We start from the raw sequence: 25212 nt of genomic DNA on the forward strand, positions 1-25212 counted from the left end.
GATGGCCCGCGACGCAAGCTCCTGGGATGAGTCCGATGTCCGGATCCGCCCCAACAAGAAGGGCACACGCCCCCGCACGAAAGACCGCCCGAGCCACGACGACGCCGTGATCGGGCGCATCATCACAGTCGACCGCGGCCGTTACACCGCGATCGTGGGCGAAAGCTCGGACAACGAACGCATTGTGATTGCCGCACGCGCCCGGGAACTGAGGCGCTCCCCCGTGGTTCCCGGAGACTTCGTGGCCCTCGTCGGCGATGTGTCCGGAGCCCCGGACACCCTCGCTCGCCTCGTGCGCGTCCAGGAGCGAAAGACCCTCCTGCGACGAAGCGCCGACGACACGGATCCGATCGAACGGGCCGTCGTCGCCAACGCCGATCAGCTCGTGGTGGTGGTTGCGGCCGCCAATCCGGAGCCGCGCACCGGATTCATCGACCGCGCCTTGGTGGCAGCGTACGACGCCGGAATCGAGCCGTTGCTGCTCGTCACCAAAGCGGACGTCAAGGATCCGACGGAATTGCTCGCCAACTATGTGAGCCTTGGTTTCCCCATCATCATCAGCCGCACGGCCGACGCCGGCGCCTCCGGCATCGATGCCCGTTCAGACGACGGCCTCTCCGCCCGCCTTGATGGCGACGCCGTCGGCCAATTGCGGGACTACCTCGACGGCAAGGTCACTGTGCTCCTGGGCCATTCCGGCGTCGGGAAGTCCACGATGGTGAATGCCCTCACCGGCGCCGAGCGCGCCACGGGCGGGGTCAACGCCGTGACGGGTCGGGGACGGCACACTTCGTCCTCTGCCCTCGCACTGAAGCTCAGCGATGCCCCCGGGGGCAGCTGGATCATCGATACGCCCGGCATCCGCTCCTTCGGCCTCGCCCACGTGAACCCGGACCGCATCCTGCATGCCTTCCCGGATCTGGAACCCGGAACGGAGATGTGCGAGCGAGGCTGCAAGCACGATGCCTCCGCGGTTCGATGCGGACTGGATTCCTGGGTCGCCGACGGCCACGCCGGCGAGGCAGGTCCGGCCCGCTTGGCGTCGTTGCGCCGGCTCCTCGGCGCGGACCCGCGCATGGAAGCCCAGGAGACCAAGGAATTGGGTACGGTCAACTAACTGCGCGCCTGCCGTCCTACCTCCCCGGCTCACCGGCGAACAGACGGTAGTTTGGAACCATGACCCAACCCGATTCGAGCTACAACGACGACCTGCGGCTGGCACACGTCCTGGCCGACTCCGTCGATTCCCTGACAATGGAGCGGTTCAAGGCACTGGACCTCCAGGTCGAGACCAAACCCGACCTGAGCCCCGTCACCGATGCCGACAAAGCAGCAGAGGAAGCAATCCGTGGGCAGCTCTCCCGTTCCCGCCCCCGCGACGCCGTCCTCGGGGAAGAATTCGGCAGCACGGGCCACGGCTCGAGGCGTTGGATCATCGACCCCATTGACGGGACCAAGAACTTCGTGCGTGGCGTACCCGTCTGGGCTACGCTGATCGCCCTCGTGGACGAGGGCGAGGTAGTAGTGGGGCTCGTGAGCGCTCCGGCGCTCGGCAAGCGTTGGTGGGCGGCCAAGGGCTCGGGCGCCTACATGGGCCGGTCGCTGGCCGCAGCCACCCGGTTGAAGGTTTCCAACGTGTCGCGGCTCGAAGACGCCTCGCTTTCCTACTCCGAGCTTTCCGAGTGGAAGCAGCACGATAAGCTGGACAACTTCCTGGGCCTCGAGAACGATGTCTGGCGCAGCCGTGCGTATGGCGATTTCTGGTCCTACTGCCTCGTGGCCGAGGGCGCCGTGGACATCGCTGCCGAGCCGGAACTCCAGGTCTACGACATGGCGGCTTTGGTGCCGATCGTGACGGAAGCCGGCGGGCGCTTCACGTCCCTGGACGGTGCGGATGGTCCCTTCGGCGGAAACGCCGTGGCCACTAACTCGATCCTGCACTCCGAGGTCCTCAAGAGGCTCAACCCCGAGCTCGACGACCTCCTCTAGTCCACTCTCTCCACTGAATAAACGACGGCGGACGCCCACTTTTGGGGGCGTCCGCCGCTTTTTCTTCGGCAGGAGGCACATTTTTCCGGCGGTGTAATAATCCGCTTAACAATCGCCGGTCACATTGGAATGAGCCTTGCCGGTGTCCTACGCTCTTTACAGGTCACGAGTGCCAGCGCGAAACCCCGGTTTGCTGGCCGGCAACCCTCCATCGCGGCGGGGTGCCCCGGGTGACGACCCGGCCGGTCCGGAACGGATGCGGCAAGCGCGGACCCCCTGCACGCAGGGGTCCCTCTTGAGTGAGGTCCCATGAGCACAGCCACATTTACTTCCCAGGCTCTTTCGCTGAACAACGAATCTGCACAGCACCGCGGTGAAACCCTCCCCCGGGCATCGCGCCCACTCGCTGCGGTCACCGGCGCGGAGTTGCAGGCACCCTTGATCCAGGGCGGCCACATCCGCTACGCCAATCTTGACTACGGCGCTTCCGCACCTGCCCTGACGGTGGTTTCCGCGTACCTCAACGAGATCCTGCCGTACTACGCGAGCGTCCACCGCGGCGCAGGCTATGCCTCCCAAATCAGCACCTCGGTCTATGAAAACGCCCGCAACATCGTCCGTGACTTCGTTGGCGGCCGGCCGGACGATTCGGTCATTTTCACGCGCAACACCACTGATTCCCTCAATCTACTGGCCGGCTGCCTGCCAGTTGAGGACGGTCGACACATTGGCGAAGTCCTTTACCTGGACATCGAGCACCACGCCAATCTCCTCCCGTGGCAAAGTGTCCCCCACCGCAGCATCGTTGCCGCGGGAACGTTGTCCGAGACCGTCGCCAACGTCCGCACAGCGCTCTCCCACGGCGGCGTCAGCCTCCTGGCTGTCACCGGCGCGTCAAACGTGACCGGCGAAATCCTGCCCATCAAGGAACTCGCTGCCTTGGCCCACGAATTCGGGGCGCGGATTGTGGTGGACGCGGCGCAACTCGCCCCGCACCGCAGAATCGACATCGCCGCCGCGGATGTCGACTACTTGGTTTTCTCGGGGCATAAGCTTTATGCGCCGTTCGGCGCAGGTGTCCTGGTGGGCCGTCCCGACTGGCTCGACGCCGGTACACCGCACCTGGCCGGAGGCGGCGCCGTCCGAGAAGCGCGCCTCGATTCCGTCAGCTGGGCCACAGGACCGGCCAGGCACGAAGGCGGCTCGCCGAACGTACTCGGCGCGGCCACACTCGCCCGGGCCACACAGGTCATCGCCAGCCTCGACCACGATGAATGGCACGCCCACGAGGCAGCCATCCGCTCGCATCTGGTCGAGGGCCTCAAGCAAATCGACGGCGTGACCGTGCACCAGATCTTCAGCGACACGGATCCCCAGGACACCATCGGCGTCGTGAACTTCTCGCTCCAGGGCTACGACGCCGGACTTGTGGCTGCCTATCTTGCGGCCGAGCACGGCATTGGCCTGCGCGACGGACGCTTTTGCGCCCACCCGCTGCTCAAGCGCCTCGGCCTGCCCTCCGGATCACTTCGAGCCAGTTTCGGCGTGGGCTCGCGCTTGGAAGACGCCACCCGGCTCATTGCGGGCATCCACGCGCTCAAGAGCAACGGCCTCGGCTGGGACTACGTAGTGGATGCCGGCCGCTGGGTGCCGGCGAACGACCACCGCAGCTACCCGGAGTGGGCTCCCAACACTCCCGGGACCGCGGGAGCCGCTCCCTGCAGCACTGACTGATTGCGGTAGATTCGTAGGGTATTTTTCCTGTCCTACGAAGGAGTTCCTGCGTGGCCCCGCGACCCAAAGGCACATCAGCCGGCCCCAAGCTCTATGAGGAACGGCGCCTTGAACTCGGCCGGAGTTTCCAGGACGGCGGAGAACACTATGATCGTGTCCGGCCCGGCTACCCTGCGGATTCGGCCGACTGGCTGCTGCCGGAAGGCGCCCGGGACGCGGCAGACATCGGCGCCGGCACCGGAAAGTTCACCGCGCTCTTCGTCGAGCGCGGGCTCGCGGTGTCCGCAGTGGACCCCTCGATGGACATGCTCACCCAGCTCCGCAAAACGTATCCACAAGTGATCACCCTGGAGGGCACTGCCGAGGCAACTGGACTGGCGGACTCAGCATTCGACGTCGTCAGCGTTGCCCAGGCCTGGCACTGGTGCGATCCCCTCGCCGCGAGCACCGAGATCGCCCGGATCCTTCGACCCCAGGGCACTATCGGCTTGATCTGGAACCAAATGGACACTTCGGTGCCCTGGGTCCATCGATTGACCCGCATCATGCATGCCGGCGATGTCCACAAACCGGACTTCCGGCCTGTGGTGGGCCCGGAGTTCGCGGGTCTCGAAAGTCACGTGACACATTGGGAGGATCCCGTGACTCCGGCCGACATCCTCGAACTTGTGAAGTCGCGCAGCTACTACCTGAGGGCGAATGACGCCAACCGGGCCAAAGTCATGGGCAACCTTCAGTGGTACCTCTTCGAACATCTGGGCCATGCCGAGGGCGAGGTCATCCCGTTGCCTTATCTCACGCAGAGCTGGCGGGCGCGGAAAGTCTGATTCGGCCGGTACGCGATAGGCTTGGAACCGTGAAGACCAGTGCGCCCTCCTCCTCGATCGAGGACTACGTCAAGGTCATCTACTCCTTTACGGAGTGGCAGGACAAACCCATCACGTCCTCACAGCTCGCGCAGCGGCTCGGTGTCGCCAATTCCTCCGTCTCGGAGATGGTCCGCAAGCTCAAGGACCAAGGCCTGGTTGACCACCAGCCCTACAGCGCCATTACTTTGACACCCCAGGGAATGCAGCTTGCCCTGGGCATGGTCCGCCGGCACCGCCTGATCGAGACCTACCTCGTGAGGGAGTTGGGCTACAGCTGGGATGAAGTCCACGACGAGGCCGAGATGCTCGAGCACGCCGTCTCGGACACCTTCATCGATCGCATGGCCGCCAAGCTGGGCAACCCAGGACGCGATCCCCATGGTGACCCCATCCCCGCCGCGGACGGTTCGGTGAGCCTGCCGCATGCGCACCGGATGATCGAGCTCGACGACGGCCATTCAGGAAAGATCACCCGGATCAGCGACGAAAACCCGGAGCTGCTGAGGTACCTGTCTGCCGAGGAAATCGACCTCGATGCCAGCATCGAGGTGATTGGCCGCAAACCGTTCGGCGGTGCGCTGGTGGTGCGGATCGGAAAAGGTCCGGGCAGCCGCGACTACGATCTCGCCGATGAGGTCGCCTCGGCGCTCTGGGTGGCCACGGACGCCGTCCACGAAGGCTGCGTCCTCGCGGAACGCTGACTAAGCTGTGTACTGAAAAGCCTGTGTCTTAGAAAGCGTGTCCTGGAAAGCACTGTTCAGGCGCGCTGGGCGGCCGTCCCGCCGTCGTCGGCGGCTGGACCTTCCGGAGAGTCCATCACTGCAGCACCCAAGACCGGGTTCCGGATCCCGACGGCGGATGCCGCCGCCCCGAGGAAGAACAGCACAGCGGTGACCACCAGGGCGTTCATGAGACCTTGGCGGGTGAAGACCGGGCCGATGATGAGCCCGGCAAACGCGATGCAGATCAGGCCTGCGATACGGGCAACCGCGTTGTTCACTGCGGAACCGATCCCTGCCTCTTCGGTGGGTACCGCGCCGAGGATGGCCGCGGTGAGGGGCGCAACCAAGGTGCTGAGGCCGATCCCGAAGACGATCTGCCCGGGCAGCACTTGGGTCCAGTAGTTCAAGGGCTCCTGGACGGCCAACGTCATGAGAAAACCGACACCGCAGATGAACGGACCGGCTGTCATGAACCACCGTGGGCCGTACTTGCCTGCCAGTCCGCCGAAGAATGAAGCCGTGAGCATCAGGAGGACCGTCGCGGGAAGCAACGCGATACCCGCAGTGGTTGCTTTCATCCCTCCCACTTGCTGCAAGTAGATGCCTACGGCGAAGAAGCCGAGGGACAGGGCGCCGTAGATGGCCAGCGTGGCGATGTTTCCCCAACCGAAATTACGGATTCCGAAGAGCCGCAGGGGCAGCATTGGTTCCGGGGTCCTGGCTTCGTGGATCAGGAAGAGGACCAGGCCAACGGCTCCGACGGCGAGCGGCATCCAGACCACCATGTTGCTCCAGCCCATGCGCCCTTGTTCGATGAAAGCGTAGACCGGGCCACCGAGTCCCACCATGGCCAGGAATGCGCCGAGGTAGTCGATCTTCTTGCTTGTGTCCGTTGCGGCATCGGACTTCCGCAGCCCCGCGAGGATCGGCCAGACGGCAACGGCCGGAACCACATTGATAAAGAAGATGACGCGCCAGGACAGCAGGTCGACCGATACGCCGCCGATCAACGGGGCGACAATAGCGGCCGCGCTCGTCCAACCGGACCATTGGCCGATTGCCTTGGACTGCGCCGGCCCGGAGAAGAAGGTGACGATCATGGCGAGCGAACTCGGGACAAGCAGTGCCCCGGCGATCCCCTGCAGGGCCCGCGACACCACGAGCACTTCCCCGTTCCAGGCGAGACCGCACGTGACGGAGGTGAGGGTGAAGCCGGCGAGTCCCCACTCCAGGATGCGAGCGCGGCCGAAATGGTCCGAGAGGGATCCGGCGACCAGGATCAGCGCGCCGAGGGTCAAAAGGTAGGCATCCACCACCCATTGCTGGATGACGAGGCCACCACCCAGTTCACGGCCGATCGCCGGGAGCGCGAGGTTCACCACGAAGCCATCCAAAATGGCGATGAAGGAAGCCACAATTGCCACAACAAGGACCCGCTTTTGAAGCGGGGTGCTTGGCAGCAGGGCCGCTGCGTCGGTCATGAGCACAGCCTACGCCTGCTTGTCCGCTCCCGTCCGGATTCCTGCCCGATCCTGCCGCGGCGAAAGTCCCGTATCGTTGAATGGTGATTAGCAGACGTGACGCCGCACTGGCCCTTGATATTTCGATGGAAATGGCCCAACGCCACGGCATCCCCTCCAGGCTTTCACAAGCCGAGCTGAGCGAGCTGCAAGACAATCCACCGCAGTGGCTCGTCCAATCCCGCGCCAACCGCACCGGGAAGCGTCCTGTGTGGGTGCACTTGAGCTGCGTCGTCTGCGGGTACACCGAGGCTGCGCGTCCCAAGAAATGGTGGCCGGAGTTCACCTACGTTTTCTGTGGCCACCACCGGAACAGCGAGGTTCCGGGAATCCTTCCCGGAGAGGTCCGCAGCGAATACGAAGGAATCGGCTCGCGGTTCGTGGGCATTGTGGATGTCCCGGCTTCCGAAGCCTAGTTATTCGGGCGTTCGGCCGCCGGTTGCTTTCGCCTGAAACAGGCGTAGTTTACAAGGAGAGGGCCTTTCAGGACCCTCTTTGCTGGATCTTCACGGAAGATCCGTAGTTAGGGAGCATGACATGCCTGACAAAGCGCCGCACCAGCACGAGACGAAAAAGAGTATCAAGACCATCAAGGAGAAACGGGCAGTGAAGCGTGCCAAGCACGAATCCGACGCCGCGGTGGATCCGGTGGCCCATTTGAGGATGCGGAAGAAGTAGCAAAAAGCCGGAGCCATCTTGGCCCCGGCTTTTTAGCGGACCGGTTCCGTCGTGCACCTGCTCCTCATGAATCCGCGTCAGTCATTTCGCTGGGTACGGCGACAACCGCGTGGATTTTGCCGTCGCGCAGGACCGTCAGGAGGAAAGGCTCTCCTATGGCCTGCGAAAACAAGAGTTTTTGAAGGCTCTCTGCACTGGATACGGCCCGCGACTGAGCACTGAGGACCAGGTCGCCGGCGAGCAGTCCTGCCCGCTCCGCCGGAGATCCGGCGATGACTTCCACAACCCGCAGCGCTTCCTTCTGGCCTGTCCGGATCACCGCACTCGCGTCCAACGGAATAGGGGTGCTCACCAAGCCAAGGTATGCCCGGCGGACCCGGCCGTCCTTCAGCAGGGCGGCGATGATCCGTTGGGTGGTGGTGTTGATGGGCACCGCGAGTCCGAGGCCCAAACCGGCCACGGCGGTGTTGATTCCCACAATCCGCCCTTTGGTGTCGGCAAGGGCTCCCCCGGAATTGCCGGGGTTCAACGCTGCGTCGGTCTGGATGACGTCCTCGATGACCCTGCTGTGCCGGCCGGACCTGACGGGGATGGAACGCCCGAGGCCGCTGACGACGCCCGCGGTCACTGATCCTGCCAGTCCCAGCGGGTTACCCACAGCGATCACCAATTGGCCGACGTGCAGTGACTCCGCGTTGCCCAGGATAGCGGGCAGCGGCGTGTGGTGCCCGCGGACAATGGCGAGATCGGACAAGGGATCCGCACCGACGAGTTCGACGTCGGAATGGGTTCCGTCGGCGAAGATTGCCCGCCCGGAGCGCAGGCCGGAGACCACGTGGGCGTTGGTCAGCATATAGCCGTCACCCGTGAATACGACAGCGGATCCACTTCCGATCCTGACCTGGCCGTTTCTGCGGGCGCTGCTCATCTCCAAAGCTGCGACATGCGGCGTGACGGTCTCTGCAACGTGCATCACTGTCCGCGAGTAGGCGTCCAAGGCTTCGTCATCTGACGGGGCGTCAGGGATGTCCTCGGGAAAAACTTGTTCCGGCAACGTACTCATCGTGCACCTCCTGTAACCGGTGGTGTCTATATCAACGAATACACTGCTGCGGTTAGTCCGTTCCGGCCTACGCCGTGGGTGAACTCTGCCACGCGGTAGATGATTGGGAAGCTAACCCCACAACGCTTTTCGCAGCAGCGCCTTGAGCTGGGCGGCTTCCCCCTCGTCCAGCGCGGCCAACACTTCGGATTCCGCGTGGCGGGCCGCAACGGCTGCTTGGCCGAGCAACTGGCTCCCCTTCGCCGTCGCAGTCACCGTCTTGGCCCGGCGATCCTGCTTGCCTGGTGCCCTGGCCACGAGCTTCCGCTTTTCAAGTTCGTCCACCAAAGCGACGATTTGGCTGGGGTCGAGGCTGAGGAAGTCCGCCAATTCCCGCTGGGTGGGCTCCAGCCCGCTGTTGGCCAGGATCAGCACCGAGTACGAACGCTCCTTGAGGTCAAACTCAGCAAGCGCCCGGTTGTTCACGATCGATCCGCCTGCATGGAGCTTGGCCAACAGGAAACCCACGTCCTGGCTGATAGGCGCGGCGACCAGCCGGTCCTTCGTGGCAGCCTGTTGCTCGTCCTGCGCCTCGATCGTCATAACAAACTCCAATAATCTTCAAAATCAATCGTTGACATTTTTAACTATACGTATTTTCATGGATACAGAAAAGCATCCCACGCCGAGGGCTTGGATGCACGGGTATCGAGCAAAGGAGCAGCGATGAGCCTGTCAGGAAAAGTAGCGATTGTCACCGGAAGCGGCCGGGGACTGGGGCTCGCTTACGCCCGGGAACTCGCCCGTCAGGGCGCGGCGGTAGTCATCAACGACGTCGACGCCGACGTGGCCGGCGAAGCGGTCCGGTCCATCGAAGCCGACGGCGGCCGGGCAGTGGCGGTCGTCGCTCCTGTGGGCAGCACAGAGGCAGCGCAGCAGCTGGTGGAGGCAGCCGTCACGGAATTCGGCCGCCTGGACATCCTCGTCACCAACGCAGGCATCCTGCGGGACAAGAGCCTGCTGAAGATGACGGACGAAGACTTCGACCTGGTCATCAACGTCCACCTTCGCGGCACCTTCACGTGCGCCCGCGAAGCCTTCGGCTATTTCAAGGAGAACGGGATTGCGGGCCGCATCATCGCCATCGGCTCCCCCACCGGGCAGCGCGGCAACTTCGGCCAGACCAACTACGCCGCCGCGAAGGCCGGAATCGTCGGCATGGTCCGTACCTGGGCCCTGGAAATGAAGAAAGCCGGCGTCACTGCCAACGCCGTCATCCCCGTGGCCGCGACGGCAATGACCAAGACCATCCCGTACTTCCGCAAAGCGGTGGAGGCCGACGAACGCGGCGAAGCCATGCCGCATTTCTTCCGCCACGAGCTCGGCTTTGGAACGGCCGACGACGTCTCCGGACTCATTGCCTTCCTCGCCTCCGACGAAGCGGCCGGGATTACCGGCCAAGCCATCGGCGCCGGCGGTGACCGCCTCCAGCTCTGGACCCACCCCGAAGCCGCCGCCACCGAATACCGCGAGGGCGGTTGGGGATACCAGGAACTCGTGGAGAACTTCGGCGCGTTGTTCGGCGACAAGCTGCAAAGCGTCGGCGAGGAATTCCTGCCGCTCCCGGCGGAACTGCAGCCCGAAGCCGCCGCCGCACAGGTCCGCTGACATGGACGCACAGCGTTACGAGCCGGGCATCGACGCCGCAAAACTCGACGCGATCGACATGCACGTCCATCTCGAAGTGGACGGCCATGGCCACGAATCGTTGCCCCAGTCGCTGACGGAAGCTTCCGCCAAGTACTTCAAGTCCGAGGACCGCACGCCCTCGCTGGACCGGATCGCCGAGGTCTACCGCGAACTGAACATGGCCGCCGTCGTCTTCACCGTGGACGCCCGCACCCAGCTCAAGCACGAGCCCAACAGCATCCCGGAACTGATCGCGGGAGCCGCAAGGAACAACGACGTGCTGATCCCGTTCGGCAGCGTGGATCCCCGTACCGGCACCGAGGCCATCCAGGGCGCCAAGCACCAAGCGATCGACTTGGGGGCCCGCGGCTTCAAGTTCCATCCGAGCCTGCAGGGCTTCGATCCCTCCAACGAACAGTTCTACCCGCTCTGGGAGACCCTGCAGGAACTGGGCCTCCCCGCCATTTTCCACACCGGCCAAAACGGCATGGGCGCGGGCCTGCCTGGAGGCTACGGCATCAAGCTGGCCTACTCCAACCCGCTCCTTCTCGACGCCGTGGCCGCCGACTTCCCCGGGCTGCAGATCATCATGGCCCACCCCTCGGTGCCCTGGCAGGATGAGGCCAACTCCATCGCCACGCACAAATCCAACGTGTTCATCGATCTCTCCGGCTGGTCCCCCAAATATTTCCCCGAGTCGCTGGTGCGCATGTCCAACTCGGTGCTGCAGGACAAAGTCCTTTTCGGCACGGACTTCCCGCTCATCACGCCGCAGAAATGGCTGGGCGCCTTCGCGGACCTCCCACTCAAGGACGACGTCCGGCCCAAGATCCTCAAGGACAATGCCGTGCGGCTGCTCGGATTGGACGGCTGACATGAGCCTGGAAACCCATGTGGAGACCGCGGTTACAGAACGCCTCTACGACGTCTGCGACTACTACGATGCCGAGTCCCTGCTCACCGAGGACGAGCGCCGGGTGCTGGGCCGACTGCGGGATTTCCTGGACCGCGAAGCGAAGCCGCTGTTGGCCGACTACTGGGAGCGCGGCGAGTTCCCTACGCGGTTGGCCCGGCCGCTCATCGACCTGGACCTGATGGAACCGGCGGAACTGACCGGCACCGGGGCCACGCCCGCCCGCGGGATCTATCAGGGCTTCAGGGTCTTCGAACTCGCGCGCACGGACGCGTCCCTGGCCACCTGGTACACCGCCCAGGCTGGCCTGTTCCGCACCGCCATCCGCGTCGGCGCCTCCGCCGAACAGCAGGCCCGATGGATGCCCAAGGTCATCGACTTCTCCCTCAAAGGCGTCTTCTCCCTGACCGAACCCGAACACGGTTCGGACATCGCGGGCGGGCTCTCCACCACCGCCCGCTTCGAACCAGACCCCGACGGCGGCACCTGGGTTCTGGACGGCGCCAAACGCTGGATCGGCGGCGCCGCCACCGCCGACGTCCTGGCCGTGTTCGCCCGCGACGTCACCGACGGGCAGGTCAAAGCTTTCCTCGTGGACCGCCAGGCAGCCGGGGTGAGGCTGGAGAAGATCCACGGCAAGACCGCGCTGCGGATGATGCAAAACGCACACATCACCCTCGACGGAGTCCGGGTCCCGGAATCTATGCGCCTGCACAACGTGAACTCCTTCAAAGACGTCGCCGCGATGCTGAAGGCCATGCGCTCGGACGTCGCCTGGATCGCGACCGGCATCCAGGCCGGCGCGTTCGAAGCAGCCCTCCGTTACGTCCGCGAGCGCCACCAGTTCGGCCGCCCGCTGGGTTCCTTCCAGCTGGTCCAGGAAAAGCTGGCCCGGATGCTTGGCAACCTCACCGCAAGCTTGTCCCTCGTGGTCAGGTTGACCGAACAACAGGCCCGCGGGGTCTACCGCGACCAGGACTCCGCGCTCGCCAAGATGCAAAGCTGCCTGGCCATGCGGGAAACAGTCGCCCTGGCCCGCGAGCTGGCAGGCGGCAACGGCATCACGCTGGAGAGTGATGTTGCCCGGTTCCAAGCCGACGCTGAAGCCGTCTATTCCTACGAAGGAACTCACGAGATCAACGCCCTGATCGTCGGGCGCGCACTGACCGGCGAGAGCGCCTTTACCCGCTAACCCACACTCTTCATCCATCACAACCACCAGGAGCCAAAGTGCCCAATCTCGTTGTCGACTTCGACAAATTGCTCACCCTCGCCGGAACCGATCTCGGCGTCACCGAATACCGCGAAATCACCCAAGAACAAATCAACAAGTTCGCTGACGCCACCGGAGACGACCAGTGGATCCACGTCGATCCGGAACGCGCCAAGGAGGGCCCGTTCGGCGCCCCGATCGCCCACGGCTTCCTCACGCTCTCGCTCATCATCCCGTTCTGGGGCGAGCTATTCGACGTCGAAGGCGTCACCACGAAAGTGAACTACGGCCTGGACAAGGTCCGTTTCACTTCCCCGGTCAAGGTGGGCGCGCGAATCCGCATGCAAGCCACCATCGCCGAGGTCACCGAGGTCAAGGGCGGAGCCCAGATCAAGGTGTCCAACACCATCGAAATCGAAGGCCAGGAACGCCCGGCAGTCGTGGCCGAATTCCTCGCCCGTTTCTACAAATAGCGGCCGCTAGGCCCTCTCCCCCACCCCTGCTTTAAGTAACAACGATGTCCCAAATATCGCAGCTTCAATCCATGGACGTGGCTACCAGGCGCAAGGAAGCACGCACCGTCATTGCTTCCAGCTACCTGGGCAGCACCATCGAGTACTACGACTTCCTGCTCTACGCCACAGCCGCAGCCGTGGTCTTCCCCAAGGTCTTCTTCTCGGGAATGGACGACTGGGTGGGTGTCGTGGCCGCTTACGGAACATTCGCCGCAGGATATGTGGCCCGTCCGCTGGGTGGAGTCATCTTCGGGCACTTCGGCGACAAGCTGGGACGCAAGGGAATGCTCATCGTCTCCATGTTGGTCATGGGCCTGGCTTCCGCGCTGATCGGATTGGTCCCGGACGCCTCCGTGGCCGGTCCGTGGGGCGCCGTGATGCTTGTTGTACTCCGCGTCTTCCAGGGCATCGCTGTGGGCGGCGAGTGGGGTGGAGCCGCCTTGATGGCGCTGGAGCATTCGGAATCGGGGAAGCGCGGCTTCGCTGCCTCGTTCGTCAATGCCGGAGCGCCCTCGGGCGCCGTGCTGGGCACCCTCATCATGGGCGCTTTCTCGGCCCTGCCAAACTCCCAGTTCCTCGCTTGGGGCTGGCGGGTTCCCTTCCTGCTCTCGTTTGTCTTGCTTGCAGTGGGCATGTTCGTCCGGCTGAAAGTATCGGAGAGCCCCGTCTTCAAAGCCGCCATCGAACAGGAAAGGATGGCAGAGCAGGAAAGAGTGGCCCGGAACCCGGACAATCGCGCCGCCACGAAGCCCGTCATCCCGCTCCTTCAGGTGCTGCGCCGGCCCAAGACCCTGATATTCACCATGCTCGCCGGGGCCGCGGGCTTTGCCCTCCAGGTGGTCCTGGCAACGTTCGCGGTCACCTTCGCGGTGTCCAAGGGCGCCGACCGCCAGGGCGTGCTTTACGCCTTCGCGGCTGCTTCCTTCATTTCCATCGCCTTCGTGATCCTTGGCGGCAGGCTCTCCGACAAATTGGGCCGGAGGCCCGTGATGATCGGCGGACTCATACTCTTCATCGCCTATCTGATCCCGATGTTCCAGCTGTTGTCCTCGAACAACATCCTCCTGGTCTTCGTCGCCTTCACCGTCGGCCTGATGATCCACTCAACGCTCTTCGGGCCATTGGCCGCCTTCGTGTCCGAGCAGTTCGGCACCACCTCCCGCTACACGGGCGCCTCGCTCGGTTATCAGCTCGCGACGCTCCTCGGTGCGGGCTTCACGCCGGGGATCGTGGCCCAGATCTTCAAGGACTCGGGCAAGGACACCGGCTCGGTGGTCTTCTATCTGGCCGCGATGTCCGTCACCTCCATCATCTTCATCCTGTTGACCCGGGAACCGAAGAACAACGATTTGCAGACCGTCCGGCCTTGAAGCCGTTAAGGGTCTAGCTTGGGAACCAGAAAGGACCGTCATGGAGAATTTTGGCATCGGTTCATGGCTGCAGCGCCGCCGCCCGAAGTCCGGAAGCAAGGTTGCGTTGATCTCCGGAGACCGCCGACTCAGCTATGAGGAATTTGCGGAACGATCGGACAGGCTCGCCAACGCCCTCAAAGCCGGGGGCGTTGCCAAGGGCGACAGAGTGGCCTATCTCGGGGAAAACCATCCCGCTTTCCTGGAAACGCTTTTTGCTTGTGGGCAGCTCGGCGCGATCTTCGTGCCCCTCAACACCCGGTTGGCGCCGCCGGAGATCAATTTCCAGCTTGGGGACTGCGGTGCCGTTGCCCTGATCCACTCAGCGAGCCTCAACGGCCTTGCGGCCAGCGGCGCGGAAGGCACCCGCGTGAGCCGGCGCGTCGTCGTCGGCGATTCCCTCCCGGGCGACAGGAGCGCCGCTTCCGGAAGCGAAACCCCTACGTCGGCGGAGAACTATGAGGACGTCGTCGCCTCGGGAGCGCCCCGGCATCTGGACGAAGAAATCGGGCTCGACGACGGGGCCATGATCCTCTACACGTCCGGAACCACTGGACGCCCCAAGGGTGCGTTGCTGACCCACGGCAACATCACCTGGAACTGCATCAACGTAATTGTCGACTTCGATTTCTCTTCCACGGATGTGGCACTCATGATCTCGCCGATGTTCCACGTCGCGTCGCTCGACATGGGAGTGTTGCCGACGCTTCTCAAGGGCGGGACCGTGGTCCTGGAGTCGAGGTTCGATCCCCAACGCACCCTTGAGCTCATCGAACAGCACGGAGCCACCACCATTAGCGGGGTGCCCACCACCTACCAGATGCTCTGCGAGCATCCGGCCTGGCCGACGTCGGACCTTGGCTCCCTCAACAAGCTGACCTGCGGCGGATCGGCAGTTCCCATGCGCGTCCTCGAAGCATACGAGGCGCGCGGACTGCATTTCTCCAACGGCTACGGAATGACCGAGACGGCGCCTGGCGCCACCACGCTGCCCGCTGCCAGATCCCGCGACAAGGCGGGCTCTTCCGGGCTCCCGCACTTCTTCAGCGATGTCCGGATCGCCGACGTCGCGGGCGGCCTTGCCGAGCAGGGCCTGGTGGGCGAAATCCAGATCCAAGGCCCCAACGTCATCCACGAATACTGGAATCGGCCCGATGCCACGGCTGAATCGTATGAAGACCGCGGCTGGTTCAAGTCCGGAGACATGGGCTACAAGGACGAAGAAGGATTCGTCTTCGTCTCGGACAGGCTCAAGGACATGATTATCTCAGGCGGCGAGAATATCTACCCGGCCGAGGTGGAACAAGCGATCAGTGAGCTGGACGCCGTGGGCAGCGTTGCAGTCATCGGCGTGCCCGACGAGAAGTGGGGAGAGGTGCCACGCGCCGTGGTGGTTCTGCGCGAGGGAGCCTTTTTGACCGAGGACGGACTCAAGGAGCACCTGGCCGGCAGGCTGGCCCGCTACAAAATCCCGAAGACTGTGGTGTTCGTGGACGACATGCCGCGAACGGCCAGTGGAAAGATCCGCAAAAGCGAGCTCCGCCGGAGCACCGTTTCCTGAGGAGTTCGCTTCCAAGGTGCGTGACACCTCAGCATTGCTGGCGGGTCAGCGTCCGGTTTCGATCGGGATGCATGACGCGGATCCACCGAGGGATGGTGCGGCGTCGGCAAGGATCGCATCGACGTGGACCAGTGCCGAAGCCGCAAGGCCGTCGTACACCAGTACGAAGATCTTGCGGGCTTCGGCCAATGGCCAATTCTCGGGGAGGAGTTCCGCGGGCAGGTCGGGGTCGTTCCAAGGAAAGGCGCGCCAAGCGTCCATGGCCATCGTGCGGACGCGGAAGGCCTCTGCCGCGGTCACAAGGCCGGCCTCCACCTTCTCCACCCATGGACTGTAGCTCTCGATGAAGGGCGCGTACTGCTCCGCCAGCTCCTCGGGAGACCAGGCGGTGATGAGGTTTTTTCCGCGCAGGGTCTGGTCCGCTGTCCGGAAGATGACGTAGTCCTCGACGCCAAAGGACGCGCAGTTTTCTTCCAGTTCCTCGGCATGGTCCCGCGGCGATACCCACAGTGCCCCGTAAACGGGGGCGAATCCCCGCCACCGAAGCCGCGATCGGAACATATCGCGGATTTCCCTGGAGGACTCGGGAACAGAGAAAGCGATCACCGTCCAGGCACCGTCCCAAGCGTTGCTTTGGCTACCGAACAAGCGCACTTGTTCAAATCCGATGCGCAGCCGCGTCCGGGCCCGCTGGGTGAACCGATACCGCGACGTCCTTCCAGCGCTGGACTGTTCCAACACTCCCCTGCTTGCCAAGCGGCTGAGGCCCGTCGCGCAGGCGGAGGGCGATACACCAAGCGGGGCCGCCAGGGCCGCGATCAATTTGGCGGGAATCCATTCGTCCGTGTTTTGCCAGAAATCGCCGAGCATCGTGGTGAGCAGATGCTGGGTAGAGGAACCCTTCAAGGGGCGCGGAAAATCCACGGGGGCCTCGGGGACCAACCCGGGAGCTGAGGAAGCAGTCGCTGGCGTCACCCATCCATTCTGTCAGTCCTCGCACCGCCACCCTTTATTATGCACTTGCATTGACGGACGTGGATTATGTCGCATACTATTTTTGTACGAGTGATGCAGACCACAATTCTCAGCGGAACTCAGCCCTGCCGCACTGCGAGCCCCAAGCCCCTTTCACACTCAGGAGATCCGCAATGACCGCTGGTCCCACCGTTCCGCCGACAGCACTGACGCCGTCCGCTGACATCGCCCCTTCAACAACCCACGCCGGCACCGGACATGCCCGCCGTGCTGCCGTCGCGAGCTTCATCGGCAGCACGCTCGAGTACTACGATTTCTTCATCTACGGCTCGGCGTCAGCCCTGATCTTCAACAAGATCTTCTTCCCCGGAATCGACCCGGCACTGGGCACCCTTCTTTCCATGGCGACCATCGGAATCGGATATTTCGTCCGTCCGCTGGCCGCGAGTGTCATCGGACACTTCGGCGACCGCATCGGCCGCCGCCAGATGCTGGTGCTCACCTTGGTCATGATGGGGGTTGCCACCTTCCTCATCGGGTGCCTGCCGCCCACTGCAGCCATCGGCGCTGCAGCCCCTGTCCTCCTGGTTCTGCTGCGTGCCCTACAGGGCGCTTCCGCCGCCGGAGAATCGGTTGGCGCGGTCACCATGACGCTGGAGCACGCACCCAGCAACAAGCGGGCGTTCTACGGGAGTTGGGTCAACACCGGCGCCGTCGCCGGAATCATGCTCGCCTCCCTCGCCTTCCTCGCGGTGTCCCTCCTTCCGCAAGCTGAATTGCTGAGCTGGGGCTGGCGCTTGCCATTCCTTGCGAGCATCATTGTCGTGGCCGTGGGCCTGTACATCCGGCTTCGCCTTCCCGAGTCCGAGGTGTTCGAATCGGCAAAGGAATCCGAGAGCTCCAAGGAACTTCCGCTGAAAGTCGTCCTGCGGGACCACTGGACCACTATCATCAAGGTCATCTTCTTTGGTCTATGGAGCGTCGTCTCCTCGATCTTCGCGGCCTTCGCGCTTGCCTACTCTGGAAAGTTCGGGATCCCCGCCGCCCTCATGCTCACCGTCACCATCGTGACTGCGGCCCTCGGGATCGTCGTCCAGCCGTACGCAGGCATCCTCGCCGACAGAATCGGCCGCAAGCCCGTGTTTATTGCCGGCAACATCATCTGCGCCGCATCGGCCTTCGCATTCTTCTGGTCAATCAGCGCCGGCTCGATCGCGCTGATCTTCGTCACGGCCATCATGTTCATGACGGTTGGTTATGGCTTGGTCAATCCGCTCGGCCCCTCGATGACGGCCGAGATGTTCGAAACCCGGATCCGATACACGGGTGCAGCAACAGCCTCGCAGCTCGGGTTGATTGTCACCGGATTCGCGCCGACCATCGCAGCGGCAATTGTGCAACCCGGCCCCAACGGCTGGGTGCCCGTCGCTGCTTTCACCGCGGGCTGCTGCCTCGTCTCCGCCGCAGTGACGGCAATTTGGGTCAAAGAGACCTACAAAGTACCTACCGAAGCGCTGGGCACGAAGACCTCCAGTCCGTCTTAAGCATCCGCGGAGGAGGTACGGCTTCGTGCCTCCTCCGCGGACCGAACTCCCTCAACCTAAAGGACCGCCTACGTGAGCCCGCTTCCCGTACTCATCGAGACCGACGTCGAAACCCGCATGACCGATGGCACAGTCCTGCGGTCAACCGTTTACCGCCCCGCGGACGACGGCGGCGGACGGTTTCCGGTCCTGCTCACCAGAACTCCTTACGGCAGGGACCTCGCGGTGAATTCCGCCTATTTCAACCCCGCAACCGTAGCGGCCCAGGGTTATGGAGTGATTCTCCAGGACTGCCGTGGCCGGTTCGGCTCGGACGGTGTCTTCACTCCCTCAATCAACGAAGCCTCCGACGGCGCGGATACCGTTGCCTGGGCCGCCGGGCTGCCGTGGTCCGACGGCAGCGTCGGAATGTGGGGCCGTTCCTATTTTGCCGAGACCCAATGGCGCGCCGCATCGTTGTCCCCGGGCGCCCTGCGTGCCCTGGCCCTCGGCGTTTCGGCCGGGGGAAACGCCAACAACGGTGCCCTATACCGGGGTGGAGCCCACGAGCTCGGGAGCCGGCTCGGCTGGGGCCACGCCTCAATCTCCGTCAACGAACTGCTCCGCGAGTTCGACGACGACCCCGAGCGACTAGAAAAGGAACTCGAATCCTGGCTCGATCTTGACCGCGGCTTCGCCGATGGATGGCTCTTCGACACACTTCCGCTGCGCAGGCTCTCCCCGAAATTCGGAAGTTTCATGATTTCCCATGTGCTGCCGTCCGCAGGTGAGGATCCGGGCAGCCGCTTCACCAAACTGTGGGACGCCGCATCGGCGGTGCCCGTCCCGCTGCCGACCCTGCACATCGGCGGCTGGTTCGACATCTTCGCGCCCAACACCCTCGAACAGTACGGAAAGCAGCTCGAGCTGAGCCGGGTCCAAGGCTCCCCCGTGCCCCGCCTCATCGTCGGCCCTTGGACCCACACGAACTTCACCGGCGCCTACCCGGACATCAACTTCGGGATCGCCGCGGCGTCAGGGATGATGAACGGTTTGGGGGACTTGTCGCGGATCCACACCGACTGGTTCGACGCCGTCCTCAAGAACCGGCCGGAGCGCCTGCGACGCGTTCCCCCGGTGTTGCTCTACTTCATGGGCGAGAACCAGTGGCGCGGCTTCGAGGAACTCCCGGTTCCAGCCAGCGAACGATCATGGTACTTCGGACGTGACGGCTCCCTCTCCCCCGAGCCCGAAGCAGACGGCATTGCCGAATACGACTACGATCCCCTCCACCCTGTGCCCACGGTGGGAGGAGCCACGATGATCCACGGCACCTTCCCTGCAGGACCCGCCCGGCAGGAAACCGTCGAAGAGCGTGAAGATGTCCTCGTCTTCACCAGCGAAGCCTTCACCGAGACCGTGACCCTGTTCGGGGAAGTGCGGGCCAGTTTTTTCGCCTCCACTTCCGCCGTCGACACGGATTTCGTGGTGCGTCTTTGCCGGGTAGCTGCCGACGGAACATCCATTTCGCTGGCGGACGGAATCGTCCGGGCCTCCTGGCGGGACAGCTATGCGGAGACTGGACGCTACTCTCCTGGCCACGTGCCTTCCCTCGTAGAGCCGGGCAGCATCCACGAATACACGGTGAGCCTGTGGCAGACCGCGTACACTTTCGCACCCGGCGAGCGACTCCGGGTGCAAGTCACCTCCAGCTGCCATCCGCGCTGGGACAGGAACCTGAACACCGACAAGCGCGCCTACGACTCCGACGAGACCATCGTTGCGCGGCAAAGCATCCACTTCGGCGAGCTCCACCCGAGCCGCCTGATCGCGGGCATACTGTGACCACCGACCGGACGGCGTCGCCCGGACTGTCATTCTTCGCCGAAGTCTCTGTCGATGTCGGGCCGCCGGTCGACGTCGGGACCACGCCGGAGGGGCACCGCCGGATCGTGCCGATCACCGGAGGAACTTTCCACGGCTCCCATGTCACCGGCAGGGTCCTCCCCGGCGGTGCCGACTACCAGATACTGCGCAGCCGGGAGCTCACCGAACTGGATGCCCGCTATGCCCTGGAAACGGACACCGGACAACGCATCTACGTCCACAACACGGCGCTCCGCCACGGCACGGAAGAGGACATCGAGCGACTGAACCGCGGCGAGCATGTCGCCCCCGACCGCATCTACTTTCGCTGCTGGCCGCGCCTGACCACTTCTGCGCCCGAACTCGCTTGGCTCAACAACCGTCTGGCTATCGGAACCGGCGAACGCCATCCCGACCAGGTGGTCGTGCGGATCTTTCTGATCGACTAACGGAACCGTCGACGGCGACTGTGAATGCCGCCGTCGTGACCTTCTTTGAGCTGGTTAACAACCCCACTCGACGGACCGGAACAGCGGTCACGTAGGGATCCCCGAAAACAAGTAGGGACTACTCAAGACAGCAATCGCCCGCAGTCCTAGCGTGTCGGACAGCGTCCATGCCACAAGAGATGGGCGGATTGCAACGACTGGGCCCGGACTGGCGAGGGGCCGCAGCCAAAGAAGCAAGGGGGCTTGCTGAATGGACTACCCGCTTTTCAAGAACCGGGGTCGGTGCATCGCCTACGCAAACGATCAGGAGAAGGACCGACTCCTTACCGGGCCCGCCCTCCCAGCCTAGGCAGACGGGGCGAGGGCCTTTCGCAGCACAATGCCGGACCCAGCCGACGGGCTGAGATTGGGGAGAACGTGGACGGGCAACAATGGATATGGGTCGTAATGGTCCTTGTCGGAGCGGCATTGGTAGCCGGCGTGATGGTCTTTGGCCACCAGCGGCGCCGGCTGGTTGATAGCAAACGCGTCGCAAAACATCGCGACCGGGAACCCGGGAGTCCCACGGACAACGTCGACCGCTCGGATGACGAGCCTGCGGCCCGGAGTCCGCACCACTAGGACGGCCCCGGTGCCCGCCACCCACACCCACAGGTGGTCGACCCTCACCAAAATAGTGTCGTTCCCACACAGCTGCTTGAGTGTCCGCTACCTGTCTTTTGGACCGGGCACTCGATTCCTTCCGGGTGTCCCGCTCAGCGAGTAGCGGAGGGATTCCCTGCGCGGAAACCGGTTGGGGTGACAGGCTAGTCGCGAAGGTGACCGACGTGTACAGTCGGTTTTCGCGACCCCTTCCGGCGTCCCCGACCGGGTCCGAGGAGTAAGGAGTGACTGTGACGCTGCCTGCGGTCGACAAACGCGAACAGCCGGAAGGCGAGCGTGAAAGCCCGTCCGGTGCTTTCACGTCGAAGTCTGCCGCCGGTCTGATCGTCGGGCTAGCCCTCGTTGCACTGTTAGCGGTTGTGCGGGTGCTGGCACCATCCACGCCGGAGGTCCTTGCGCTTCCCAACGCCGCCCGCGACTTTGCCACGCTGTCGATCAGCGTTGTCATCGAGTCCCTGCCGTTCGTTTTCCTCGGGATTGTCCTCTCGATCGCCGTCCAGGTCTGGCTGCCGGAGGGCCTGCTGCTCCGCCGCCTGCCCCGGAGCCTGGTGTTGCGGAGGCTGGTCCTCTCGCTCCTGGGAATGCTGCTGCCTGTTTGCGAGTGCGGCAATGTTCCGCTGGCGCGTGGTCTGGTGGTCAACGGCCTCACGGTTGCGGAATCGATGACCTTCCTGTTCGCGGCACCCATCCTGAACCCTGTCACCATCGTCACCACCGCGCAGGCGTTTGGGTGGGACAACGGCATCCTGGCCTCCCGCGTCCTGGGCGGTTTTTTCATCGCCAACCTTGTCGGTTGGATCTACAGCCGGCATCCGCGGCCCGGGGAACTGCTGACCGCCCGGTTCCAGGAAACGTGTTCAGTGGCAGTCCACCACGCCGGCTCTGCCGGGAGGATCAGGCGCAGCGTGCAGATGTTCTCGCAGGAGACGCGCGCAATGATGCCTGCCCTCTTTATTGGTGCAGGCATGGCGGGGCTGATCCAGGTTGCCGTTTCCCGAGAAGTGCTGGTGGCCCTGGGCAGCAACCCGGTCTGGTCTGTCCTGGCGTTGATGTTGCTGGCCTTCGTCGTTGCGATCTGCTCAAACGTGGATGCCTTCTTTATCCTGTCGTTCGGAGCAACCTTCATGCCGGGAGGCATCGTGGCTTTCCTCGTCTTCGGGCCCATGATCGACGTGAAAATGCTCGCCCTGATGCGCACCACGTTCACTGCGAAGACCCTGCTTCAGCTCAGCTTGCTGGTGGCGCTTTGCGCCGCGGTCCTCGGATTGGCGGTCAACTATGGTCATTAGGCGGCTCGTGGGCCGCTGGCAGGGCGTGGTCCTCAGCCTGATCGGCCTCATCGCGACGGTCTGGCTGGGCTTGTCAGGACAGCTTGCCTTGTACATCCATCCACGGTATTTCGTGTTCACGGTCATCATGGCCGTGATCGCAGGAGTGCTTGCCCTGGCGGCCTTCGCCTTTGCTCCCATTACCCACGACGGGCACGCGCACGACAACGAGCACGGCGATGAGGCCGGGTCGCGATGGGGCTGGCTGTGGCCGGTCGGGAGTGTGCTGACCATCAGCGCCGCCGTCGTCGCGTTGCTGATCCTGCCGCCGTCGACCCTTACTACTGCCACTGTCGCACAGCGGGACCTCAACGGCTCAGCATCCGCCCTCACCCTGAAAGCACCCGCGCTGCCGGGCAAGGGAGACTACTCCGCGTTCACGGTGAGGGACTGGGCATCATTGCTTCGGTCCGGCGCTGGGCAGGACTTTTTCGCCGACAAGACTGCCACCGTGACCGGGTTCGTCAGTGCGGACAAGACAGATCCAAACGTCTTTTTCGTGACCCGTTTTGTCGTGACCTGCTGCGCCGTTGATGCCCAGCCGATTGGCGTTCCCGTTTATCACCCCGGGTGGCAAAACGAATACAAAGCCGACAGCTGGGTCACGGTCACCAGCAGCTTTCGTGCCAACCCCAACACGGCCAGTCGCGAGGCAATCGTCCTGATACCGGACTCCATCAAGCCCACCACACAGCCGGCACAGCCCTATGTCTACTAAGCGCCGTCCCGTCTCGGCCAAGCGGGCTGCAGCGATTGCGTCCGCGGCAGAGTTCCTGGCCGGCCGCCGTTTTGCCCGGCGCCTCTACGGCACTATCGCGATCCTCGCCCTGCTTGCCGGCGCACTGACCGCGGCGAATCTTTCGAAACTTCCGCACCCCAACACCTCGGTCTTGGCCAACTCCTCCGCACCCGCGGAATCCGGCCTCTACACGCTGCAGAGGGACACCGGCAAAGACAACACAGGGCGAAAGAAGCCGGACACCATCCTCGCCACAAGCCTCACCGCCAGTGACCAGGGCACGGTCATTGCCAGCGCTCCCCGCATCCAGGAATATGCGGCCCTTCCCTCCGCCCTTGCCGTCGTAACCCTCAACGATGACAACACCAGCTCGCTTGAGATCGTCCCCCTCACCGGCGGCCCGCCCACACTCGTTCCATTGCCGGGCCTGGGGACAGTGGCGAACCTTCACGCGGCAGGATCCAAGCACCTCATTGGTTTCACCTTCACCGCTTCTTCGGGCACCGGCCAGTACTGGAAATCACTCTTCGTGTACGACGTCGACAATCCGTCCTCGGGCCCGCGGGCCATCCAGGGGATCAACGGTCCGGTCTCGGCCGCGGACTGGCGCTTTGTCCCGGGCGGGGCCACCTTGGTGGCGCAAACCGACGACCAGTCCATGTTCATCATTGATGCGCTGGAAACCGGAAAAGTGTCGCCTCTGGGCGCGCATGCCGGGATCCTCGGATTCGTCCCCGGCACCGACGAACTCGCCGTCGCCGACGCAGGGCTGAAAAAGGGCGTAGACCCGCCGCGGTACTCGACCATCAACCTCACCACCGGCACACTCACGACGCTGACCCTTACCGACACTTTCGCGCGCGATGCTGCGACCGGGGTCGGCACCTACGCGAGCCAGCCCATGGTCCTCGACGCTTCTGGCCTATATGCGCAAGTCGTGAGAAAGTACGACGCCGGAAATGAGGCCTCCGTCATCAACCTCGCCGACAAGAACGGCTCGCGCGTGCTCTACCAGCCGGCCGCCGAATGGTCCCGCATCCTGGACATGTGCGTGTCTCCGTCCCGCGACTACCTCGCCGTTGAGACAGCGGCCCCGAAATACGTCGGGGACCAATACCCCGTGCTCCCCGAACCTTCCCCCATGCGGACCGACCTCGTGGACCTGAAATCGGGTACTGTCCTCAAAAGCGTTCCCGGTTTCCTGCCGAGCTGGTGCCGTTGAGCGAACCCGGGCAACGGTTGGCTCCGGAGGTCTGTTGCTCCGCACCCGCACAAAGAAAAACACCCCGGTCCGAAGACCGGGGTGTTACCGATGACCCGACTCATCCATGAAGGATGTCTCGACTCATCACAAAAAGTGGAGATGGGGGGAATTGAACCCCCGTCCGATGTCGTGTTGTCAGGGCTTCTCCGGGCGCAGTTCGCGTCGGACTTTCTCGGCCCCAGCTATCGTGCGAACAAGTAGCTGATCCGGGCCCAGTCATCTAAGAGTCCCGCTTGCCTCGATGACGAAGGCAAACAGCAGTGGCTATCTAAATGACGCCAGGATCCGGGGCAATAGCAACCTCGGGCTGACGGACTGTCTTACTGCTTAGGCAGCAAGAGCGAAGTCAGTGCGCTTTGAATTGGCACTTATTGGTTTGCAGACAGCGTTTACGAGATAATTCTGCATCCTCGGCCCGCTTCACCTGTCGCGACTAACATCGTCGAAACCGATCATCCCCGTATTTTGTTATCAATCCCCGCAGCACGATGATCGCTCGAAAGCTACCACCATGAAAACCTGCCGGGTTAATCAGCATAACGCATCGCGGC

Annotated in this window: 24 protein-coding genes, 1 other RNA gene and 1 riboswitch; of the genes, 19 read left to right on the plus strand and 6 right to left on the minus strand. The window is 63.7% G+C overall.

The window, feature by feature from the left end:
- Position 1 precedes the first annotated feature (1 nt).
- The 5 genes from rsgA to ACSKT0_RS16860 all read left to right on the plus strand — a co-directional run bounded on the left by rsgA (position 2) and on the right by ACSKT0_RS16860 (position 5293).
- Positions 2–1117, plus strand: a complete 1116-nt coding sequence (gene rsgA, locus ACSKT0_RS16840; RefSeq protein ID WP_437770790.1) for a ribosome small subunit-dependent GTPase A — start codon at positions 2–4, stop codon at positions 1115–1117.
- 59 nt (positions 1118–1176) lie between these two features.
- Positions 1177–1989 carry a histidinol-phosphatase gene (gene hisN, locus ACSKT0_RS16845; protein ID WP_236811797.1) on the plus strand — a complete coding sequence of 271 codons (813 nt, stop codon included), beginning with the start codon at positions 1177–1179 and terminating at the stop codon, positions 1987–1989.
- A gap of 161 nt (positions 1990–2150) precedes the next feature.
- Positions 2151–2263, plus strand: a riboswitch (SAM riboswitch).
- 35 nt (positions 2264–2298) lie between these two features.
- Positions 2299–3723 carry an aminotransferase class V-fold PLP-dependent enzyme gene (locus ACSKT0_RS16850; protein ID WP_437770791.1) on the plus strand — a complete coding sequence of 475 codons (1425 nt, stop codon included), beginning with the start codon at positions 2299–2301 and terminating at the stop codon, positions 3721–3723.
- Positions 3724–3773: 50 nt separating this feature from the next.
- Complete coding sequence (locus ACSKT0_RS16855) at positions 3774–4550, plus strand: class I SAM-dependent methyltransferase (protein ID WP_437770792.1); 777 nt, start codon at positions 3774–3776, stop codon at positions 4548–4550.
- A 29-nt stretch (positions 4551–4579) separates the two neighbouring features.
- Positions 4580–5293 carry a metal-dependent transcriptional regulator gene (locus ACSKT0_RS16860; protein WP_345452761.1) on the plus strand — a complete coding sequence of 238 codons (714 nt, stop codon included), beginning with the start codon at positions 4580–4582 and terminating at the stop codon, positions 5291–5293.
- A 56-nt stretch (positions 5294–5349) separates the two neighbouring features.
- On the opposite strand, the gene ACSKT0_RS16865 is transcribed toward ACSKT0_RS16860, so the two are convergent.
- Positions 5350–6801: an MFS transporter gene (locus ACSKT0_RS16865; RefSeq protein WP_437770793.1), complete on the minus strand. Its 1452-nt coding sequence runs from the start codon at positions 6799–6801 to the stop codon at positions 5350–5352.
- Between the two features lie 74 nt (positions 6802–6875).
- Between ACSKT0_RS16865 and ACSKT0_RS16870 the strand changes: the two genes are divergently transcribed.
- Positions 6876–7250 (plus strand): hypothetical protein, encoded by a 375-nt coding sequence (locus ACSKT0_RS16870; RefSeq protein WP_236811805.1) that lies wholly within the window; start codon positions 6876–6878, stop codon positions 7248–7250.
- Positions 7251–7371: 121 nt separating this feature from the next.
- The gene (locus ACSKT0_RS16875) at positions 7372–7512 is read left to right on the plus strand and encodes a hypothetical protein (RefSeq protein ID WP_234747959.1); all 141 of its coding nucleotides are present in this window, start codon (positions 7372–7374) and stop codon (positions 7510–7512) included.
- A gap of 64 nt (positions 7513–7576) precedes the next feature.
- On the opposite strand, the gene ACSKT0_RS16880 is transcribed toward ACSKT0_RS16875, so the two are convergent.
- Together ACSKT0_RS16880 and ACSKT0_RS16885 are read right to left on the minus strand one after the other, a co-directional pair.
- Positions 7577–8575, minus strand: coding sequence for a S1C family serine protease (locus ACSKT0_RS16880; protein ID WP_437770794.1), 999 nt, complete (start codon positions 8573–8575; stop codon positions 7577–7579).
- Between the two features lie 111 nt (positions 8576–8686).
- Positions 8687–9157 carry a MarR family winged helix-turn-helix transcriptional regulator gene (locus ACSKT0_RS16885; RefSeq protein ID WP_437770795.1) on the minus strand — a complete coding sequence of 157 codons (471 nt, stop codon included), beginning with the start codon at positions 9155–9157 and terminating at the stop codon, positions 8687–8689.
- Positions 9158–9280: 123 nt separating this feature from the next.
- Between ACSKT0_RS16885 and ACSKT0_RS16890 the strand changes: the two genes are divergently transcribed.
- The 6 genes from ACSKT0_RS16890 to ACSKT0_RS16915 are packed head-to-tail and all read left to right on the plus strand — an operon-like array spanning position 9281 to position 15854.
- Positions 9281–10222, plus strand: coding sequence for an SDR family NAD(P)-dependent oxidoreductase (locus tag ACSKT0_RS16890; RefSeq protein ID WP_437770796.1), 942 nt, complete (start codon positions 9281–9283; stop codon positions 10220–10222).
- Position 10223: 1 nt separating this feature from the next.
- On the plus strand, positions 10224–11117 hold the full coding sequence (locus tag ACSKT0_RS16895) for an amidohydrolase family protein (RefSeq protein WP_437770797.1): 894 nt from the start codon (positions 10224–10226) through the stop codon (positions 11115–11117).
- A gap of 1 nt (position 11118) precedes the next feature.
- On the plus strand, positions 11119–12348 hold the full coding sequence (locus ACSKT0_RS16900) for an acyl-CoA dehydrogenase family protein (RefSeq protein WP_437770798.1): 1230 nt from the start codon (positions 11119–11121) through the stop codon (positions 12346–12348).
- 38 nt (positions 12349–12386) lie between these two features.
- Positions 12387–12842 (plus strand): MaoC family dehydratase, encoded by a 456-nt coding sequence (locus ACSKT0_RS16905; protein WP_437770799.1) that lies wholly within the window; start codon positions 12387–12389, stop codon positions 12840–12842.
- Positions 12843–12886: 44 nt separating this feature from the next.
- Entirely contained in the window at positions 12887–14254 is a 1368-nt protein-coding gene (locus tag ACSKT0_RS16910; RefSeq protein ID WP_437770800.1) for an MFS transporter, read from the plus strand.
- 40 nt (positions 14255–14294) lie between these two features.
- Positions 14295–15854: an acyl-CoA synthetase gene (locus ACSKT0_RS16915; RefSeq protein ID WP_437770801.1), complete on the plus strand. Its 1560-nt coding sequence runs from the start codon at positions 14295–14297 to the stop codon at positions 15852–15854.
- A 45-nt stretch (positions 15855–15899) separates the two neighbouring features.
- On the opposite strand, the gene ACSKT0_RS16920 is transcribed toward ACSKT0_RS16915, so the two are convergent.
- A complete protein-coding gene (locus ACSKT0_RS16920) occupies positions 15900–16829 on the minus strand; it encodes a PaaX family transcriptional regulator (protein ID WP_437770802.1) in 930 nt (309 codons plus the stop codon).
- Between the two features lie 173 nt (positions 16830–17002).
- On the opposite strand from ACSKT0_RS16920, the gene ACSKT0_RS16925 reads away from it, so the two are divergent.
- The 3 genes from ACSKT0_RS16925 to ACSKT0_RS16935 all read left to right on the plus strand — a co-directional run bounded on the left by ACSKT0_RS16925 (position 17003) and on the right by ACSKT0_RS16935 (position 20667).
- Entirely contained in the window at positions 17003–18373 is a 1371-nt protein-coding gene (locus ACSKT0_RS16925; RefSeq protein ID WP_437770803.1) for an MFS transporter, read from the plus strand.
- A 72-nt stretch (positions 18374–18445) separates the two neighbouring features.
- On the plus strand, positions 18446–20197 hold the full coding sequence (locus ACSKT0_RS16930; protein ID WP_437770804.1) for a CocE/NonD family hydrolase: 1752 nt from the start codon (positions 18446–18448) through the stop codon (positions 20195–20197).
- Positions 20194–20667, plus strand: a complete 474-nt coding sequence (locus ACSKT0_RS16935; RefSeq protein ID WP_437770805.1) for a DUF3237 domain-containing protein — start codon at positions 20194–20196, stop codon at positions 20665–20667. Before ACSKT0_RS16930 ends, ACSKT0_RS16935 begins: the two co-directional genes overlap by 4 nt.
- Positions 20668–21012: 345 nt before the next feature.
- Here the strand turns inward: ACSKT0_RS16935 and ACSKT0_RS16940 are convergent, their stop codons facing one another.
- Positions 21013–21336 (minus strand): hypothetical protein, encoded by a 324-nt coding sequence (locus ACSKT0_RS16940; protein WP_437770806.1) that lies wholly within the window; start codon positions 21334–21336, stop codon positions 21013–21015.
- Positions 21337–21566: 230 nt separating this feature from the next.
- Between ACSKT0_RS16940 and ACSKT0_RS16945 the strand changes: the two genes are divergently transcribed.
- Genes ACSKT0_RS16945 through ACSKT0_RS16955 form a run of 3 tightly spaced genes read left to right on the plus strand, consistent with a single transcriptional unit; the run spans position 21567 to position 24619 of the window.
- Complete coding sequence (locus ACSKT0_RS16945; RefSeq protein ID WP_437774061.1) at positions 21567–22619, plus strand: permease; 1053 nt, start codon at positions 21567–21569, stop codon at positions 22617–22619.
- Positions 22609–23376, plus strand: coding sequence for a TIGR03943 family putative permease subunit (locus ACSKT0_RS16950; protein ID WP_437770807.1), 768 nt, complete (start codon positions 22609–22611; stop codon positions 23374–23376). The genes ACSKT0_RS16945 and ACSKT0_RS16950 overlap by 11 nt, the downstream gene beginning before the upstream one ends.
- Positions 23366–24619, plus strand: a complete 1254-nt coding sequence (locus ACSKT0_RS16955) for a hypothetical protein (protein WP_437770808.1) — start codon at positions 23366–23368, stop codon at positions 24617–24619. Before ACSKT0_RS16950 ends, ACSKT0_RS16955 begins: the two co-directional genes overlap by 11 nt.
- A gap of 133 nt (positions 24620–24752) precedes the next feature.
- Here ACSKT0_RS16955 and ssrA read toward each other — a convergent pair.
- Positions 24753–25121, minus strand: a transfer-messenger RNA (tmRNA) gene (ssrA, locus tag ACSKT0_RS16960).
- Between the last annotated feature and the right edge of the window lie 91 nt (positions 25122–25212).

The organism is Arthrobacter sp. KNU40, from assembly GCF_051515115.1.
Taxonomy (GTDB): Bacteria; Actinomycetota; Actinomycetes; order Actinomycetales; family Micrococcaceae; genus Arthrobacter.